15 protein-coding genes, 1 tRNA gene and 1 pseudogene are annotated in these 15,950 nt (G+C 73.7%); 16 read left to right on the forward strand and 1 reads right to left on the reverse strand.

The window, feature by feature from the left end; translation table 11 throughout:
* Positions 1-25 precede the first annotated feature (25 nt).
* The 15 genes and pseudogenes from JOF36_RS15265 (at position 26) to JOF36_RS15335 (ending at position 14,501) form a co-directional block, all read left to right on the forward strand.
* Positions 26-712 (forward strand): DUF4097 family beta strand repeat-containing protein, encoded by a 687-nt coding sequence (locus JOF36_RS15265; RefSeq protein WP_210027508.1) that lies wholly within the window; start codon positions 26-28, stop codon positions 710-712.
* A gap of 231 nt (positions 713-943) precedes the next feature.
* Positions 944-1,837 (forward strand): ParA family protein, encoded by an 894-nt coding sequence (locus JOF36_RS15270; RefSeq protein ID WP_210027509.1) that lies wholly within the window; start codon positions 944-946, stop codon positions 1,835-1,837.
* Positions 1,834-2,706, forward strand: a pseudogene (locus JOF36_RS38970) (segregation and condensation protein A); the annotation flags it as partial. The gene JOF36_RS15270 and the pseudogene JOF36_RS38970, both read left to right, overlap by 4 nt.
* Positions 2,707-3,571: 865 nt before the next feature.
* Positions 3,572-4,477, forward strand: coding sequence for an SMC-Scp complex subunit ScpB (gene scpB / locus JOF36_RS15280; protein ID WP_210027511.1), 906 nt, complete (start codon positions 3,572-3,574; stop codon positions 4,475-4,477).
* Positions 4,474-5,235, forward strand: coding sequence for a pseudouridine synthase (locus JOF36_RS15285; protein ID WP_210027512.1), 762 nt, complete (start codon positions 4,474-4,476; stop codon positions 5,233-5,235). Before scpB ends, JOF36_RS15285 begins: the two co-directional genes overlap by 4 nt.
* Entirely contained in the window at positions 5,235-5,597 is a 363-nt protein-coding gene (gene aroH / locus JOF36_RS15290) for a chorismate mutase (RefSeq protein WP_210027514.1), read from the forward strand. Before JOF36_RS15285 ends, aroH begins: the two co-directional genes overlap by 1 nt.
* 103 nt (positions 5,598-5,700) lie before the next feature.
* Positions 5,701-6,375, forward strand: coding sequence for a (d)CMP kinase (gene cmk, locus JOF36_RS15295; RefSeq protein ID WP_210035684.1), 675 nt, complete (start codon positions 5,701-5,703; stop codon positions 6,373-6,375).
* Positions 6,372-7,031, forward strand: coding sequence for a lysophospholipid acyltransferase family protein (locus JOF36_RS15300; protein WP_372447383.1), 660 nt, complete (start codon positions 6,372-6,374; stop codon positions 7,029-7,031). The genes cmk and JOF36_RS15300 overlap by 4 nt, the downstream gene beginning before the upstream one ends.
* Positions 7,032-7,090: 59 nt before the next feature.
* Positions 7,091-8,503 carry a ribosome biogenesis GTPase Der gene (gene der, locus JOF36_RS15305; protein ID WP_245351993.1) on the forward strand — a complete coding sequence of 471 codons (1,413 nt, stop codon included), beginning with the start codon at positions 7,091-7,093 and terminating at the stop codon, positions 8,501-8,503.
* Positions 8,503-9,483 (forward strand): zinc-binding dehydrogenase, encoded by a 981-nt coding sequence (locus tag JOF36_RS15310; RefSeq protein ID WP_245350843.1) that lies wholly within the window; start codon positions 8,503-8,505, stop codon positions 9,481-9,483. The genes der and JOF36_RS15310 overlap by 1 nt, the downstream gene beginning before the upstream one ends.
* 31 nt (positions 9,484-9,514) lie before the next feature.
* On the forward strand, positions 9,515-9,766 hold the full coding sequence (locus JOF36_RS15315; RefSeq protein ID WP_210027516.1) for a hypothetical protein: 252 nt from the start codon (positions 9,515-9,517) through the stop codon (positions 9,764-9,766).
* 25 nt (positions 9,767-9,791) lie between these two features.
* Complete coding sequence (locus JOF36_RS40880; protein WP_210027517.1) at positions 9,792-12,791, forward strand: ATP-binding protein; 3,000 nt, start codon at positions 9,792-9,794, stop codon at positions 12,789-12,791.
* A gap of 105 nt (positions 12,792-12,896) precedes the next feature.
* Positions 12,897-13,640, forward strand: coding sequence for a DUF5995 family protein (locus JOF36_RS15325; RefSeq protein WP_245351995.1), 744 nt, complete (start codon positions 12,897-12,899; stop codon positions 13,638-13,640).
* The gene (locus tag JOF36_RS15330; protein WP_245350844.1) at positions 13,637-14,401 is read left to right on the forward strand and encodes a LuxR C-terminal-related transcriptional regulator; all 765 of its coding nucleotides are present in this window, start codon (positions 13,637-13,639) and stop codon (positions 14,399-14,401) included. The genes JOF36_RS15325 and JOF36_RS15330 overlap by 4 nt, the downstream gene beginning before the upstream one ends.
* A 26-nt stretch (positions 14,402-14,427) precedes the next feature.
* Positions 14,428-14,501: transfer RNA gene (locus tag JOF36_RS15335), tRNA-Pro, on the forward strand.
* Between the two features lie 209 nt (positions 14,502-14,710).
* On the opposite strand, the gene JOF36_RS38975 is transcribed toward JOF36_RS15335, so the two are convergent.
* The gene (locus JOF36_RS38975; protein WP_245350845.1) at positions 14,711-15,085 is read right to left on the reverse strand and encodes a sigma 54-interacting transcriptional regulator; all 375 of its coding nucleotides are present in this window, start codon (positions 15,083-15,085) and stop codon (positions 14,711-14,713) included.
* 130 nt (positions 15,086-15,215) lie between these two features.
* Between JOF36_RS38975 and JOF36_RS38980 the strand changes: the two genes are divergently transcribed.
* A complete protein-coding gene (locus tag JOF36_RS38980; protein ID WP_245350846.1) occupies positions 15,216-15,710 on the forward strand; it encodes a low temperature requirement protein A in 495 nt (164 codons plus the stop codon).
* Positions 15,711-15,950: the final 240 nt, after the last annotated feature.

The following is a 15,950-nucleotide window of genomic DNA, read 5'->3' on the forward strand; positions in this document are numbered from 1 at the left end:
GATCATCGACCCCTAGGTTTCGGCGGTGATGCGACACGGAGTGTGGGTGGTGACGGCGGTGACGGGCCTGGTGCTGGCCGGGTGCGGTGGGACGGGGCCCGAGCAGCGGGAGACGTCGAGCGAGCCGGTCGACGGGGCCGTCTCCCGGGTCGAGGTCGACTCCGACGCCGGCGACCTGCGCCTCGTCGCGGGCGAGCAGGCCTCGGTGGAACAGGACCTGCGCTGGACCGGGGACGCGAAACCGCAGGTCGAGCACCGGCTCGAGGGTGACGTCCTGCGGGTGACCGTCGACTGCCCGGACGACGGCGGCGAGCGCTGCCAGGCCGGGCTGGTGATCACGGTGCCGGCGCAGGCGTCGTCCCGGGCGGAGGTCGCGGCCGGCGGAATCGAGATCTCCGGGCTGACCGGGGACCAGGACGTCCGCGCCGCGGCCGGTGGCGTGCGCGGCGCCGGCCTCGGGCCGGGCACCGTGTCGGCGAGCTCGAACGCGGGCGGTATCGACCTGATGTTCGCCGCGGCCGCGCCGGACGTGCACGCCGAGTCGTCGGCCGGGTCGGTGGACGTCCGGGTACCCGTCGGGCCCGTCTACCACGTGACGGCGGAGACGACGGCCGGGTCCACGGCCGTCGAGGTGCCCGACCAGCCCGGAGCCGACCACCGGATCACCGCCCGGACCACGGCGGGCGAGGTGCGGGTCGCACCGGTGGCCTGAGCGGAGCTTGCGTAGCGAGCATCGGCACCGAGCGGCGGTGGCGACACGCCGCACCCGGCGGGCGCCGCAGGGTCGCGGCGACCCACGGGTAAGGTGACCTGAAATCCATCCGCGACGTGCACGGCGAGGCGCATTGCCGCACGTGGGGCCGATTCCTACAGTGCGGATCGGGATCAGTGCAGTGGAGATCCGCGACCCGGTACGGCACCCCACGACGAGACCGGAGACCGCATGAACCCGACGCGGCCGGAACCCCAGGGCCGGCTCGACGCCTCGGCCGACGAGCCGACGCCGGACCAGGGGCGAGGCACCCCCAGTACCAGCACGCGTGCGCCCGAGCCGGCGCCGTTGACCGTGCACGGCCCGGCACGTGTGATCGCCGTGGCGAACCAGAAGGGCGGCGTCGGGAAGACGACGTCCACGATCAACCTCGGTGCCGCGCTCGCCGAGTACGGCCGCAAGGTCCTGCTCGTCGACTTCGACCCGCAGGGTGCGCTGTCGGTGGGCCTCGGCGTGCAGCCGCACCAGCTCGAGTCGACGATCTACAACCTCCTGATGGAGCGCGGCGTCGAAGGGGGCGACGTACTTCAGGACACCGGCGTCGAGAACATGGACCTGCTGCCGTCGAACATCGACCTGTCCGCGGCGGAGGTCCAGCTGGTCACCGAGGTCGGGCGGGAGCAGGCCCTCGGCCGTGCGTTGAAGCGGTTCCTGCCGGACTACGACGTCGTGCTCATCGACTGCCAGCCGTCGCTCGGGCTGCTCACGATCAACGCGCTGGCCTGCGCCGACGAGGTGCTCATCCCGCTGGCCTGCGAGTTCTTCTCGCTGCGTGGCGTCGCGCTGCTGATGGACACGATCGACAAGGTCACCGAGCGGCTCAACCCGGACCTGCGGATGCTCGGCGTGCTCGCGACCATGTTCGACACCCGGACGCTGCACACCAAGGAGGTCCACGACCGCGTGGTGGAGGCGTTCGGGGACAAGGTGTTCGACGCCGTCATCAACCGGACGATCAAGTTCCCGGAGACCACGGTCGCCGGTGAGCCGATCACGTCGTGGGCGCCGACGTCGTACGCGGCCGAGGCGTACCGGATGCTGGCCCGGGAGGTCATCGCCCGGTGACGCTGCTCGCTGGCGACCCAGCCGGGCCGGGCGTCCCGGAGAACCTCGACGATCACGACGTCGCGTCCCCGCGGAGCCGGCGGTTCACCGTCCGGCTGTCGAACTTCGAGGGCCCGTTCGACCTGCTCCTGCAGCTGATCGGCAAGCACGAGCTCGACATCACCGAGATGGCGCTGCACAAGGTCACCGACGACTTCATCGCGCACCTGGCCGTTCTCGGTGACGACGCGGACCTCGACGAGACCACCGAGTTCCTCGTCGTCGCGGCGACCCTGCTCGACCTGAAGGCCGCCCGGCTGGTGCCGGGGGCCGAGGTGGAGGACGACGAGGACCTGGCCCTGCTCGAGGCCCGCGACCTGCTGTTCGCCCGGCTGCTCCAGTACCGGGCGTACAAGGAGGCCGCGCAGCTGTTCGTCGAGCTGGAGAACGGTGCGATGCGCCGGTTCCCGCGCTCGGTGTCGCTCGAGGACCGGTACGCAGAGCTGCTGCCCGAGGTGTTGCTCGGGGTGGACGCGACCGCGTTCGCCGAGCTCGCAGCCGCCGTCTTCCGGCCGAGGCCGCCGGAGGAGGTCGGGGTCGACCACCTGCACGCGGTGCACGTGTCGGTGCCCGAGCACGCCCAGATCCTCCGGGAGCGCCTGGAGCGTGAGCGGGTCGCGAGCTTCGCCGATCTGACCGCGGACTGCGTGGCGACGATCGAGGTCATCGCCCGGTTCATGGCGTTGCTGGAGCTGTACCGCGAGCGGTCCGTGGCGCTCGAGCAGCCGGAGCCGTTCGGGGACCTCACCGTCACCTGGACTGCCGACCGCACCGACGACCCCGTCGCCTACGCGGCCGCGCTGGAGGACGAGGCGGCGGCCGCCGAGGAGGCGGTGCGGGCCCGGAACGCGCGGCGGCGGAAGAAGAACCGGGTGGACGACGGCGACGGAGCGGTCTCCGCCGGGGACGGGGACGGGGACCTGGATTCGGAGGACGACCCGGATCCGGACGACGCCGTGGATCCGGACGGCGACCCGGATCCGGACGATGAGCCGGGGCAGGACGAGCCGACCGACATCGACGAGGGAACCGGGACCGCAGTTGACTGAGCCGGACGACCGGCCGGGCTCCGAGGACCCCGAGGACCCGTCCGAGCTGTTGCGACTGATCGGCCGCACCGTGCCGCGCAGCCCGCACGCCGACGCCCATCGTGCGACCGGTGATGATGCAGATGGTGCGTCCGGGGATGACGCCGTGGCTGCCGGGGGGAACGATGCACCGTCCGCCTCCGCCGGCACGGAGCGGCCCGCGGGCCCGGGTCCCGGTGTCGACGAGGCCCGGGACGCGCCCCCTGACGATCGAGGAACACCGCTCGGCCCGGATGCGGCCAGTTCGGTGCCGTCCGACGGTGCGGACACACCCGCCGAGGATCGAGGCGCACGCTCTCGCCCCGATGAGGACGATTCCGTGCCGCTCGGTGCAGCGGAGGGCGGTGCCGGGGTTCGAGGTGCACCTTTTCGCCCTGGTGAGGGCGTTTCCGTGCCGCTCGACCGCGAGCACGCCCCTGCCGAGGGCCGAGGCGCACGTTCCGGTCCTGGTGAGAGCGATTCCGTGCCGATCGAGGGCAACAAGGAGCCTGTCGAGGGCCGAGGCGCACGTTCCGGCCCTGATGAGGGCGATCCCGGGCCGCCCGACGGCCGGAACGCACCTGCCGAGGACCGAGGCGCACGTTCCGGCCCTGGCGAGGGCGGTTCCATGCCGCCCGACGGGGCAGCGGGTCGGGACGAGGAACGCGCCGTGTTCTCCGGGCATGCCGCCGAGAGGGTTCCCGGCACGGCCGAGCCGGTAGCGCACGACGATCTGGCAGCGACCGTGCCGGCAGGAGCCGGAGAACCCGCCGCCGAGGACGCCGAAGCCGCCGCGCCTGCCGACCCCGCCGAAGCCGCCGACCCCGCCGAGACCGTCGACCCCGCCGAAGCCGTCGACCCCGTCGACCCCGCCGAAGCCGTCGACCCCGTCGACCCTGCCGAAGCCGCCGACCCTGCCGAGGACGAGGACGAAGACGAGGCCGGCGAGCTCGACGAGCAGACCGACCCGCTCGACGACCTCGCCGACGACGCCGAGCTGGAGCTGGCCCTCGAGGCCCTGCTCCTCGTCGTCGACTCGCCGATCGACGAGCCGTCGCTGGCCGGGGCGCTGAACCAGACGCCGTCCCGGATCCGGCAGACCCTCAACCGGATGTCGCTGGCCTACACCGCCGACCGCCGGGGTATCGACCTGCGGCGGGTGGGGGAGGGATGGCGGTTCTACACCCGTGACCGGTACGCCCCCTACGTCGAGAAGCTCCTGCTCGACGGTCAGCGTGCCCGCCTGACCCGCGCTGCGCTGGAGACCCTCGCCGTCGTCGCGTACCGGCAGCCGGTGACCCGGGCGCGGGTGTCGGCGGTCCGGGGCGTGAACTGCGACGGAGTCCTCCGTACCCTGTTCACCCGGGGTCTGGTGGAGGAGGCGGGAACCGAGGAACAGACAGGGGGGACACTGTTCCGGACCACCGAGCTGTTCCTGGAACGGCTCGGGCTCTCCTCGGTGCAGGAGCTACCGCCGCTGGCGCCGCTGCTGCCCGACATCGACGCGATCGACGACCTGGACGGACAGAGATGACTACCGCACACGACCCCGACGGAGTTCGCCTGCAGAAGGTGCTGGCGCGCGCGGGCGTCGCCTCCCGGCGCGCCGCGGAGGAGCTGATCGCGCAGGGACGCGTGCAGGTCGACGGCCAGACCGTCCGCGAGATGGGCCGCCGGATCGACCCGGACACCGCCGTGCTGCACGTCGACGGCGCCCGCGTCACGCTGCGCGACGACCAGGTGTACCTGGCGCTGAACAAGCCCGTCGGCCTGCACTCGACGATGTCCGACGACCTCGGCCGGCCCTGCGTCGGCGACCTGCTCGCGGACCGCGTGGAGATCATGAACACCGCGCAGCGGCTGTTCCACGTCGGACGCCTGGATGTCGAGACCGAGGGACTGCTGCTCCTGACCAACGACGGGGAGCTCGGGCACCGGCTGATGCACCCGTCGTACGAGGTCCCCAAGACCTACCTGGCCGAGATCGAGGGGAAGATCGCCCGCGACCTGGGCAAGCGCCTGCGTGAGGGCGTCGAGCTCGACGACGGGACCGCCCGGGTCGACTCGTTCAAGCTCGTCGACTCGGTGCCCGGTCGCGCCACCGTCCAGCTGGTGCTGCACGAGGGCCGCAAGCACATCGTCCGGCGCCTGCTGTCCGAGGTCGGGCACCCGGTGCAGCGGCTGGTGCGCACCGCCGTCGGCGAGGTCCGGCTCGGCAACCAGAAGCCCGGCAAGCTCCGCCCGCTGGACCGGGTCGAGGTGGGGTCGCTGTACAAGGCGGTGGGGCTGTAGTGGCGGTTCGAGCGCTGCGCGGCGCGACCCAGGTCGACGCCGACGAGCGGTCCCAGATCCTGGACCGCTCGGCCGAGCTGGTGAGCGCGGTCCTGGAGCGCAACGAGCTGGTCTCCGACGACGTCATCTCGATCTGGTTCACGGCCACCCCGGACCTGACGGCGGAGTTCCCGGCGTACGCGGCCCGACTGCTCGGGCTCACCGACGTCCCGCTGATGTGCGCCACCGAGATGTCGGTGCCGGGCGCGCTGCCGCGGGTGCTGCGGCTGCTCGCGCACGTCGAGACCCCGAAGCCGCGGGCCGAGATGCGGCACGTCTACCTGCACGGGGCACAGGCGCTGCGGACCGACCTGCCGCGGTAGCCACCCCGCCCCCGGGGCGCCACGCGGGACCGGCGAGAATGCCGATCGGAAGACCGGCACGACTTAACATGGGGGACAGGTGGCCTTGCGGGGCGTCGTCGCGATGGACGGTCCGTCCGGGACGGGCAAGTCGACCGTCTCGCGGCGGCTGGCGAAGGCCTGCTCGGCGGCCTACCTCGACACCGGCGCGATGTACCGGGCCGCGACGCTGGCGGCGCTGCGGGCCGGCCTGACCGAGGACTCGCCGGCCGCCGAGATCGCGGCGGCCGCGGCGGGCGCGCGGATGGAGTCCGGTACCGACCCCGCCACACCGACGATCACCCTCGACGGCGAGGACATCTCCGCCGAGATCCGCGGTCCGGGGGTCACCGGCTTCGTCTCCGCGGTCTCCGCCGTCCCCGAGGTCCGCACCGAGCTGGTCGCCCGCCAGCACGCGCTGATCCGGTCCGCGGTCGAGGACGGTGGCGGGATCGTCGTCGAAGGCCGCGACATCGGTACCGTGGTGGTGCCGGAGGCGCCGCTGAAGGTGTACCTGACGGCGTCGCCGGAGGTCCGCGCGGCGCGGCGCGGCCGGCAGGACGCGAAGGCCGGGCGGCAGTCCGACCTGCACGTCACCCTCGCCGACGTCGAGCGCCGCGACCGGCTCGACTCGTCGCGGCGGGTCTCCCCGCTCTACGCGGCGGCCGACGCCCTGGTGCTCGACACCGACCGGCTCTCGGCGGACGCGGTACTGGACAAGCTGTGTGCGCTGGTCGCGGAGCGGGGGCTGGACGGGTGAGCCGGGCGCGTGCGCTGCCGGAGGGAGCCCTCGGGTGGATGCACGACCTCGCCCGGTGGGTCGGGTCCTGGCTCTGGGTCCCGTTCTTCCGGGTGCGGACGCTGAACCTCGACCGGGTCCCGGCGGACGGCCCGGTGGTGCTCGTCGCGAATCACAGCGCGCTCGTCGACGGGCCGTTGCTGTTCGGCATGTTCGGCCGCCGGGTGGTGTTCCTGGTGAAGGCGGAGATGTTCGTCGGGCCGCTGAAGGTGCTGCTCCCGGCGATGGGACAGCTCCCGGTCCGCCGGGGGGAGATCGATCGGCGGCCGCTGACGGCGGCACTGGACGTGCTCCGCGACGGCGGCATGGTGGCGGTGTTCCCGGAGGGGACCCGCGGCATCGGCGACGTGGCGGCCGCCCGGCAGGGCGCCGCCTGGCTGGCCCGCTCGGCCGGAGCACCGGTGCTCCCCGTGGCGGTACGTGGCACCCGTCGCCCGGACGGGGCGGGGCGCCGGTTCCGTCCCCGGGTGGACGTGCTGGTGGGCGAGCCGCTCCCGGCACCGTCGCTCCCCGGGCGGGACGGACTGGCCGCAGCGACCGAGGACGTCGCCGCGGCACTGCGGACCCTGGTCCGCGAACTGGAGAACAATGGGCCGGCGCGACCGGCCGGGACGTGAGTGAACGAGTGAGCGAGAACCACGGCATCGAGATCGGTGACGCCGCCGACCGGGCGGAGATGGATCGGCTGGGGCTGGACCCCGCCGAGTTCGTCGCCGTCGACGACGAGGGGCGTGTCGCGGCCGGCATCGACCCGGACGAGGTGCTGGCCACCCCGACCCTGGCCGTCGTCGGACGCCCCAACGTGGGCAAGTCCACGCTGGTCAACCGGATGCTGGGCCGCCGGGAGGCGGTCGTGCAGGACATCCCGGGGGTGACCCGCGACCGCGTCGTCTACGACGCCCTGTGGAACGGCCGCCGGTTCAAGCTGATGGACACCGGCGGCTGGGAGCCGGACGCCGCGGGCCTGCAGGCCGTCGTCGCCCAGCAGGCCGAGACCGCGATGCGGACCGCCGACGCCGTCCTGCTCGTGGTGGACGCCTCGGTCGGGGCCACCGCCACGGACCAGGCGGTCGCCCGGGTCCTGCGCCGCGCGGACATCCCCGTCCTGCTGGCCGCCACCAAGGTCGACGACGACCGTCTCACCTCCGACACCGCCGAACTGTGGCGGCTCGGGCTGGGGGAGCCGCACCCGGTGTCCGGTCTGCACGGCCGCGGCTCCGGCGATCTGCTGGACGCGGTGCTCGAGGTGCTGCCCGAGACCCCGCGGGAGGACTTCGGTGCCTCCGGTGGCGGACCACGCCGGGTCGCCCTGGTCGGCAAGCCGAACGTCGGCAAGTCCAGCCTGCTCAACAAGCTCGCCGGTGAGGTGCGGTCGGTCGTGCACGACGTCGCCGGCACCACGGTCGACCCGGTCGACTCCCTGGTCGACCTGGACGGCGAGGTGTTCCGCTTCGTCGACACCGCGGGCCTGCGCAAGCGGGTCAAGATGGCCTCCGGCATGGAGTACTACGCGTCCCTGCGGACGAGTTCGGCGATCGAGGCGGCCGAGGTCGCGCTGGTGCTGATCGACGCCTCCGAGCCGATCGCCGAGCAGGACCAGCGGATCCTGACGATGGTGGCCGAGTCCGGTCGCGCGCTGGTGATCCTGTTCAACAAGTGGGACCTGGTCGACGAGGAGCGCCGCTACCAGCTCACCCGTGAGCTCGAGCGCGACCTGATCAGCGTCCGCTGGGCGGAGCGGGTCAATCTGTCCGCGCTGACCGGACGGTCCACCCAGCGGGTCGCGCCCGCGCTGCGCCGCGCGCTGCAGTCCTGGGACACCCGCGTGCCGACCGGCCGGCTCAACCAGTGGCTCAGCGACCTGGTCGCGGCCACTCCGCCGCCGGTCCGCGGCGGGAAGCAGCCGAAGATCATGTTCGCGACGCAGGCGCAGACCCGCCCGCCGACGTTCGTGCTGTTCAGCTCCGGGTTCCTGGAGGCGGGCTACCGCCGGTTCGTCGAGCGGAAGCTGCGCGAGGAGTTCGATTTCGCCGGCACCCCGATCCGTGTGTCGGTCCGGGTGCGCGAGAAGCGCCCGCGCAGGTCGTGATGCGCGCGCTGCGTGGCCGCCCGGGAGCCCGTGCCTGGGAGCTCGGCGAGCTGCCGGTGCCCGAGCCCGGGCCGGGTGAGCTGCTGGTCCGGGTGCGGGCGGCGGGGCTGAACCGCGCCGACCTGCTCGCGCTCTCCGGTGGGTACCCGGTGCCGTACGCCGACGCCGACGGTGCCTACACCGCGGGCATGGAGCTCGCCGGTGAGGTGGTCGCCGCCGGCCCGGGAACGGTGAACACCACCGGCCGCGGCCTCGGTGACCGGGTCTTCGCGACCGCGCAGGCCGCGTTCGCCGACTACGTCGTCGTCGACGCGCGGCGCACGCTGCCGATCCCGGCCGGGCTCGGCTGGACCGACGCCGCGGCTCTGCCGGTGGCACTCGAGACCGTGCACGACGCGCTCGTCACCCAGGCCGGGTTCACCGGCGGGTCGGTGCTGGTGCTCGGTGGGACGACCGGGGTCGGGCAGGTCGCGATCCGGCTGGCCGCCGCACTCGGGGCGTCCCCGGTGCTGGCGACGACGACGTCGGAGGCCAAGCGCGATGCGGTCGCCGCCGCCGGTGCGACCCCGCTGGTCGGTCTCGACGAGCTGCGCTCCGCCTCCGGCGTGGACGTCGTGCTCGACCTGGTAGGGGGTGACCACCTCGCCACGGCGCTGGCCGGCGTCCGGATCGGCGGCACCGTCGTCCAGATCGGACGGCTCGCCGGGCGGACCGCGCTGCTCGACCTGAACACCCTCTCGTTCCGCAGGCTCCGGTTGATCGGGACGACGTTCAGCGTCCGGTCCGCCGACGAACGCGCCGCGGTCGCCGGGGCGTTGATGCCGGCCCTCGAGCTCCTTGCGGACGGCCGGGTCCATGCCACCGTCGACCGCGTCGTCCCGTTCGCCGATGCCGCCGCCGCTGCTGACCGTCTCCGGTCCGGCGGCGTCGTCGGGAAGGTGGTTCTCGATCTCTGCGACACCGCCGGGGCGCAGGTGTAACCGTGCGGACCCCGGTACCGAGTGCGCTGACGTGAGGGTGCTCGAGCGGTGGTGGGTCTGGCGCGTGCGCGCGGCGTGCGAGATCGCGCTGGCCCGCGCCGGGGGCGACGCACTGGTCGTCGACGCGCGCACCGAGGCGTCCTGGTACGCCGACATGATGCACCCGTGGAACGGCAGCGGCTGTGAGCCCGACGCCCGGGTGTACGCGTGGCTGAGCATCCTCGTCGCCCGGTGGGCACTGGCCGAGCACGCCGGTACGGGTCCTATGTACCTGGATCGGTGATTGCGGTGTCATTAGCCTCTTCCGGGTGACCACCACACCGGCGCGGCGCGCGTTCCACGGCCGCACCGCCGAACTCGAGCTGCTGGGCGCCGCACTGCGCCGGACGGCCGAGCAGGGCGCGTCCGCGGTGCTGCTCGGCGGGGACGCCGGGGTGGGCAAGACCCGGCTGGTCGGCGAGTTCGGCCGGCTGGCGGCCACCGGTGGCGCCACCGTCCTGACCGGGCGGGCGCTGGACATCGCCGACGCGCCGTCGTTCTGGCCGGTGGTCTCGGCACTGCGGGACCACGTCCGGGCCGGGTCGGGCCCCGCTGCCCGCGTGTTCGGCGAGGCCCTCGACCGGCTCGACGGGACCAACGGCGTCGCCGGGGACCGGGTCGGGATGCTCGGTGAGCTGGGCGCACTCGTCGGGCGGGCGGCGCACACGGCACCGGTGGTCCTCGTCGTCGACGACCTGCACTGGTCCGACCGCTCCACACGTGACCTGTTCGCCTACCTGCTGGCCGGCCTCGCGACCGAGCCGGTCCTGCTGGTCGGTACCTACCGCGACGATCCCGGCGGTGGTGTGCCGGCGGCGTTGCTCCCGCTGGCCACCGAGCTGCGCCGGCACCGCTCGGTCACGTTCCGGCAGGTCGAACCGCTGTCCCGGGGAGAGCTCGCCGAGCTGCTCGGGATCTGGGTCCCGGACCGGCCCGATCTCGAGCCGCTGGTGTGGCGGCACTCCGCGGGCAACGTGTTCCTGGCCGAGGAGACCGTGCGCGCGGTGCTCGGCGGTGACCCGCGCGGGGTGCCGCAGACCGTGCGTGAGCTGGTCCGTGCCGGCACGGCGGGACTGTCGCCCGCGGCCCACGACGTCGTGCGCACCGTGGCGGCCGGTGTCGGCGTCGTCGAGCACGTGCTGCTCGCCGCCGTCCTCGACCGTCCCGGGGCGGAACTGGCGGTGGCGGTCCGGGAGGCCGTCGACGCCGGGTTCGTCGTCGTCACCGGTGGCGACAGCTACGCGCTGCGGCACGGACTGATGAGCGAGGTCGTCGCGGGGGACCTGCTGCCGGCGGAACGGATCGAGCTGCACGGCCGCTACGCCCGCGCGCTGTCCGGGTGCGACGTCCCCGGCACGGCGGCCCGGCTGGCGCACCACTGGCAGAAGGCCGGGCACCCGGCGGAGGCGCTCACGGCGGCCGTCGCGGCGGCGGAGGAGGCCGAGCGCCTGCACGGCTACGCCGAGGCGCACCGGCACTGGCTGCGGGCCGCGACGTTGCCCGTTCCGGGTGCGGCGGCCGCCCGCGGCGGCTACCTGGAGCGGGCGGCCGGGGCCGCGGAACTCGCCGGCGACCACGACTCGGCGGTGGCGCTGCTGTCCGAGCGGATGGCCGACCCGGACGCCCCGACCGGGCTGGAGGAGGCGGTGCTGCGGGCACGGCTGGGCCGTTATCTGATGTCCGCCGGGCAGGCCGGGGAGGCCGAGGAGGCATACCGGCGCGCGGCGACCGCCCTGCCCCCGGGGGGTGGGCCGGTCGCCGCGGCGGTGGCGTCCGACTCCGGCACCCCGGGCCCGCGCGCGGACGTGATGCCGGTCGACCCCGCCGATGCCGCCCGCGCCGAGGTGCTCGCCGGCTACGCGGCGGCGCTGCTCGCGCGGGCCGACTTCGTCGCCGCACGCACGGTCGCGCAGGAGGCGCTCGAACCGGCCAGGCGGGTCGGTGAACCGCGGGTCCTGGCATCGGTGCTCGGCGTGCTCGGGTTCGGCGCGGCCTACACCCGCGACGGCGAGGCCGGGCTCGAGGCGCTGTCCGAGGCCGTCGCCATCGCCGAGGCGACCGGCGATCCGGCGACGCTGGGGGAGTGCCTGCTGCGCCGGGCCGAGCTGCTCTCCGGCCCGCTCAACGCCCTGGACGACGGCGTGGCCGCGGCCCGGGCCGGCGCCGAGCGGATGGCCGAGCTGGGGCTGGGCCGCACGGCGTCGGTGTCGCTGCGCGCGCTGGCGGCCAACGGGCTGTTCCGCAAGGGAGCCTGGGACGAGGGCGAGCAGGAGGTGACGCTGGCGTGGGCGGCCGGACCGGCCGGAGCCGAGATGATCGAGCTGCGGCTGGCGAGGGCACGGCTGCGGATGGGGCGCGGCGATCTCGACGGTTCCGAGCAGGACCTGGCGGCGGTCGAACTCGTCGCCGGTTCGACGGGTCTGCCGAAGCTGCGGCTGCCGCTGTTGATCCTGCGGGCCGGCCTGGAGATGTGGCGCGGCCGTCCGGAGGTCGCGTTCGCGCACGTCGGGGCGGGCCTCGACGTCGTCGAGTCCGGGATCGACGACGTCTGGGCGGTCGCCCCGCTGCTCTGGCACGGCGCCCGGGCGTACGCCGAGGCCGTCATCGCGGGTCGTACCCCCGACGCGGGCGGGCTGCGGCGGCTGCGCCGGCACCGTCGCGAGCTGATCGACCGCGCGGACCGCTCCGATCCGGCGTTGCGCGGCGTGCTCGCGACCTACGAGGCGATGTGCACCGCCGAGGACGCCCGGATCACCGCCGGCGCCGGTCCCGAGACGTGGGGCGACGTGGCGGACCTGCTGGAGCGCCTGGGCCAGCCGTACCCGACGGCGTACGCCCGGTTGCGCAGCGCGGAGGCACTGCTCGGCGGACGGCGGGCGACCGGGGCCGCCGAGCTGGCCCGCGCCGCGGCGGGCGCGCAGGCGCTGCGGGCCGCACCGCTGCTCGCGGAGATCGCCGCGGTGGCCCGCCGGGCCCGGATCGTGGTGCCCGACCTGCCCTCCGGGAACGCCCGGCCGGCACCGGCATCGTCCCCGCCGCCGTCGCCGGTGGACGACCCGTTGTCCACGCTCACCGGTCGCGAGCTCGAGGTCCTCGAGGTGCTGGCCGCAGGCGCGACGAACAAGGAGATCGCCGCCCGGCTGTTCATCGCCCCGAAGACGGTCGCCGCACACCTCGCGCGGATCTTCGCCAAGCTCGGCGTGACCAACCGGACCCAGGCCGCCGGCGTCCTGCGGCGGCACGTCCCGGAGCCGGAGCGGGCCGAGTAGGGCGCCCTAACGCGCGTTCGTAGGCCATTCGACCGATGGCGGGGCCGCTCGGATCGGTGAGGCTGTAGGCCTGCACCGAGAGCGCAGGAGGCCCTGGTGACCACGATGATCGAGCGCCCGCCGGGCGGGCCGGATGCCGGTCCACCCCGGGGCCGGGGCCGGGTCGCCACACTGCTCGCCGCCGCGCCCGAGGACGTCGACGGCGTGGTCTCGCACCTCGAGCGGTTGCAGGAGATCCTGGAGCAGGGGTACGGCCCGCAGGACGGCATCGCCTGCTTCAACCGCCTCTACCTGCGGATCACCCGCGACATCCGGGCCCAGCTCGACGACGAGGCCGTCTCCGACAAGGACTTCCTGGTCCGCCTCGACGTCGAGTTCGCAGGCCGCTACTTCCGGGCGCTGCTCGCCGACAGCACCGGTCGCGGTGTGCCCCGTGCCTGGGCGGTCCTGCTCGACCGGCGGTCGGACGAGGGGATCACCGCGGTGCGGTACGCCGTCGTCGGGGTCAACGCACACGTGAACTTCGACCTCGCCCCCGCGGTCGTCCGGACGTGCACGGTGCTCGGTCGCAGCGCTCCCGGCCCGGTGGAGCGAGCCGACTACCGGGCCGTCAACGACGTCGTCGCGCGGCACGTGACCACACTGATCGAGCAGCGCGGGGTCCGGCAGCCGGACGACGCGCTCGCCGACGTCCCTGCGGTGCTGGCCCGCCAGATCGCCTGGCGGCAGGCCCTCGAGCTGTGGGAGCAGCGGTCGCGGCCCACGGAGTACGAGCGCGAGGTCGACGCCCTGGACCGGCGCACCGCGCTCATCGGACGGGGGCTCCTCGCGATGGGAGCCCCGAGATGACACCCGCCCGTGTGGGGGACGGGCGGGTGTCGTCGTCACGGACGGCGGACGTCGGGGGGCCGCTCACGAGCCGGACCGTGCTGATCCTCGACGACCACGAACTCGTCGGTACCTCGCTGGCCAATGCGCTGCAGCGCGACGGCGTCCAGGCGCGTTACCGGCCGGTCCACTCCGAGCACGACGTGCACGCAGCCGTCGACGGGGTCGCCCCCGGATTGCTGGTACTCGACCTCGATCTCGGTCGTGACCAGCATGGACGCCGGGTCGACACGATCCCGCTGATCCCCGGCCTGCGTGCGGCCGGCTGGCGGATCCTGGTGCTGTCGGGCAGCTCGAACCCGCTGCGGATCGGTGCGGCGCTGCACCACGGCGGCTTCACCTGGGTCTCCAAGGCGGCGTCGATGCCGACCCTGTTCGCGAGCGTCCGCGAGGCCCGCGCCGGCCGGTCCCTGCTGGCACCGGACCGGCGCGAGGAGCTCGTCCGCCGATACCTCGAGTGGGACCGGCGCCAGCGCGCCGTCCGGGCCAAGCTCGATACCCTCACCCGCCGCGAGCGTGAGGTGCTCGACCTGCTCGCCTCCGGGATGCGCGTGCAGGCGATCGCGCACCACTTCGTGGTGTCCCTGCCGACCGTCCGGACCCAGGTGCGGGCGGTCCTCGCGAAGCTCGGTGTGGGGTCGCAGCTGGAGGCCGTCGCGATGGTGCGAAGCATCGACTCGGTGGACGGCACCCCCGGCGTCCCGGAGCGTGGCGTGCGGTAGTCTCTTCTTGCCCCGCAAGGGGTGGCCGGGACGTGGCGCAGCTTGGTAGCGCACTTGACTGGGGGTCAAGGGGTCGCAGGTTCAAATCCTGTCGTCCCGACGGTCTGAACAAGGCGGTGTCACCATTCGGTGGCACCGCCTTTTGCATGTCTGACCTGCGGCAACCCGCCGATTCGTGATCGTCGAATGATTATCTTAAGTGATCTTGTTCGAGTCCACTGTGGTCCCAATCTGGAGCAAATCTGGAGCACGGGGTTCGGGCGGGTGAAATGTTGTCAGGCTTCTGCTCCAGGATTTGAGTGCAGTACGTCACGCTTCGATGCGGTCGGCGCTGTCTGGTCCGTGTTTCGGGTGTTGTTCGGCGCTCGGGCCGGCGGGGGTCGACGGCGCGTCGGGCGACGGTAAAGGGGTCACTCGATGGCAGCTCCCCCTCGGGCTCGCCAGATGGATCGACCGGGCCAGGGTCGTCTTCCCGACGCCCTGCTCGCCGCTGATCAGGACGATGCTGTGCTCGGCGGCGTCGCGGCCGGTGCGGAACGCCGAGCGGAGTGGGGCGCCGATCAGATCTGGGGTGTGCTCGCCCGTCGAGGCCGCTGACCGCGCGTGGTGCGGGCGGCGGTCACCGCACGGCCGGATCTGGACGAGCACACCGAGGACCTCACCACCCTCGTTGATCGCCGTCATGGTCGTGTCCAGAGTCCGCCCGTCGACGGCCTTCAACTCCTCGTCAACCGGCCCGCTCGCGGCGAGTGCTCAGCCGGCGCGCTCCCACAGCAACGGCTGGTCGAAGCCCTCGAGCAACCTGCCCGCCCGTATGGCGGAGGTGACCGCGTCGGCGCTGCTGACGACTGTGCTCGGTTTCGTCGGGCTGTTCGTGCTGTGGTGGGCCTACTTCGCCCTGGCCGGCCACGGCACCGCGGTCAGCGGCCGGGGCGACGGCAGCACCGCCGCGCTGCGGTTCGCTTTCGCCTACGCACACGCGCTGAGGGTGGCCGGGGCGATCGTCGCCGCGGTGTCGATCGAGCTACGCATCACCCACGCCGAGACCGGTCCGGCACTGGTGCTCACCACTGTCGGCGGCCCCCTGATCGACCTTGTCGGCAACATCCTGTTTCTGCGCTCGCGCACTGGAACGGTCACCCGGGACCGCTACGTCGCGGCCGGGGCGCTGGTGGTGATCGGGCTGGTGGCGCTGCCGCTGGGTCACGCGCTGCCGCCGCTGTTCGTCCGGCTGGCCGTGCTGGCGGTGACGGCGACGCTGGCTGTGGTGAGCCAGCTGCGGACTGGCCGCGCGGCGGCCATTGCCTGAGCCGCGGCGGTCACGGGCGCCCGGCGGAACTTCCGTTCGGCGTGTCCCCGGCCCGCGCGACGGCGGCCAGCCATTCCTTGCAGCACCGCCAGCGCCATCGCGGCGAAGGTCACCATGGCCTGACCGCCTGTGCCCGAGAAGGCCACACCGGCTACCCCGGCTGGTCAACGACCGTTCCTGGCGGTTCGAGCTGAGGCCAGGGCGGACGTGCAAGCCGTCGCGGACGGGAGGGGTTGCATC

Source organism: Pseudonocardia parietis, from assembly GCF_017876315.1.
GTDB lineage: Bacteria > Actinomycetota > Actinomycetes > Mycobacteriales > Pseudonocardiaceae > Pseudonocardia > Pseudonocardia parietis.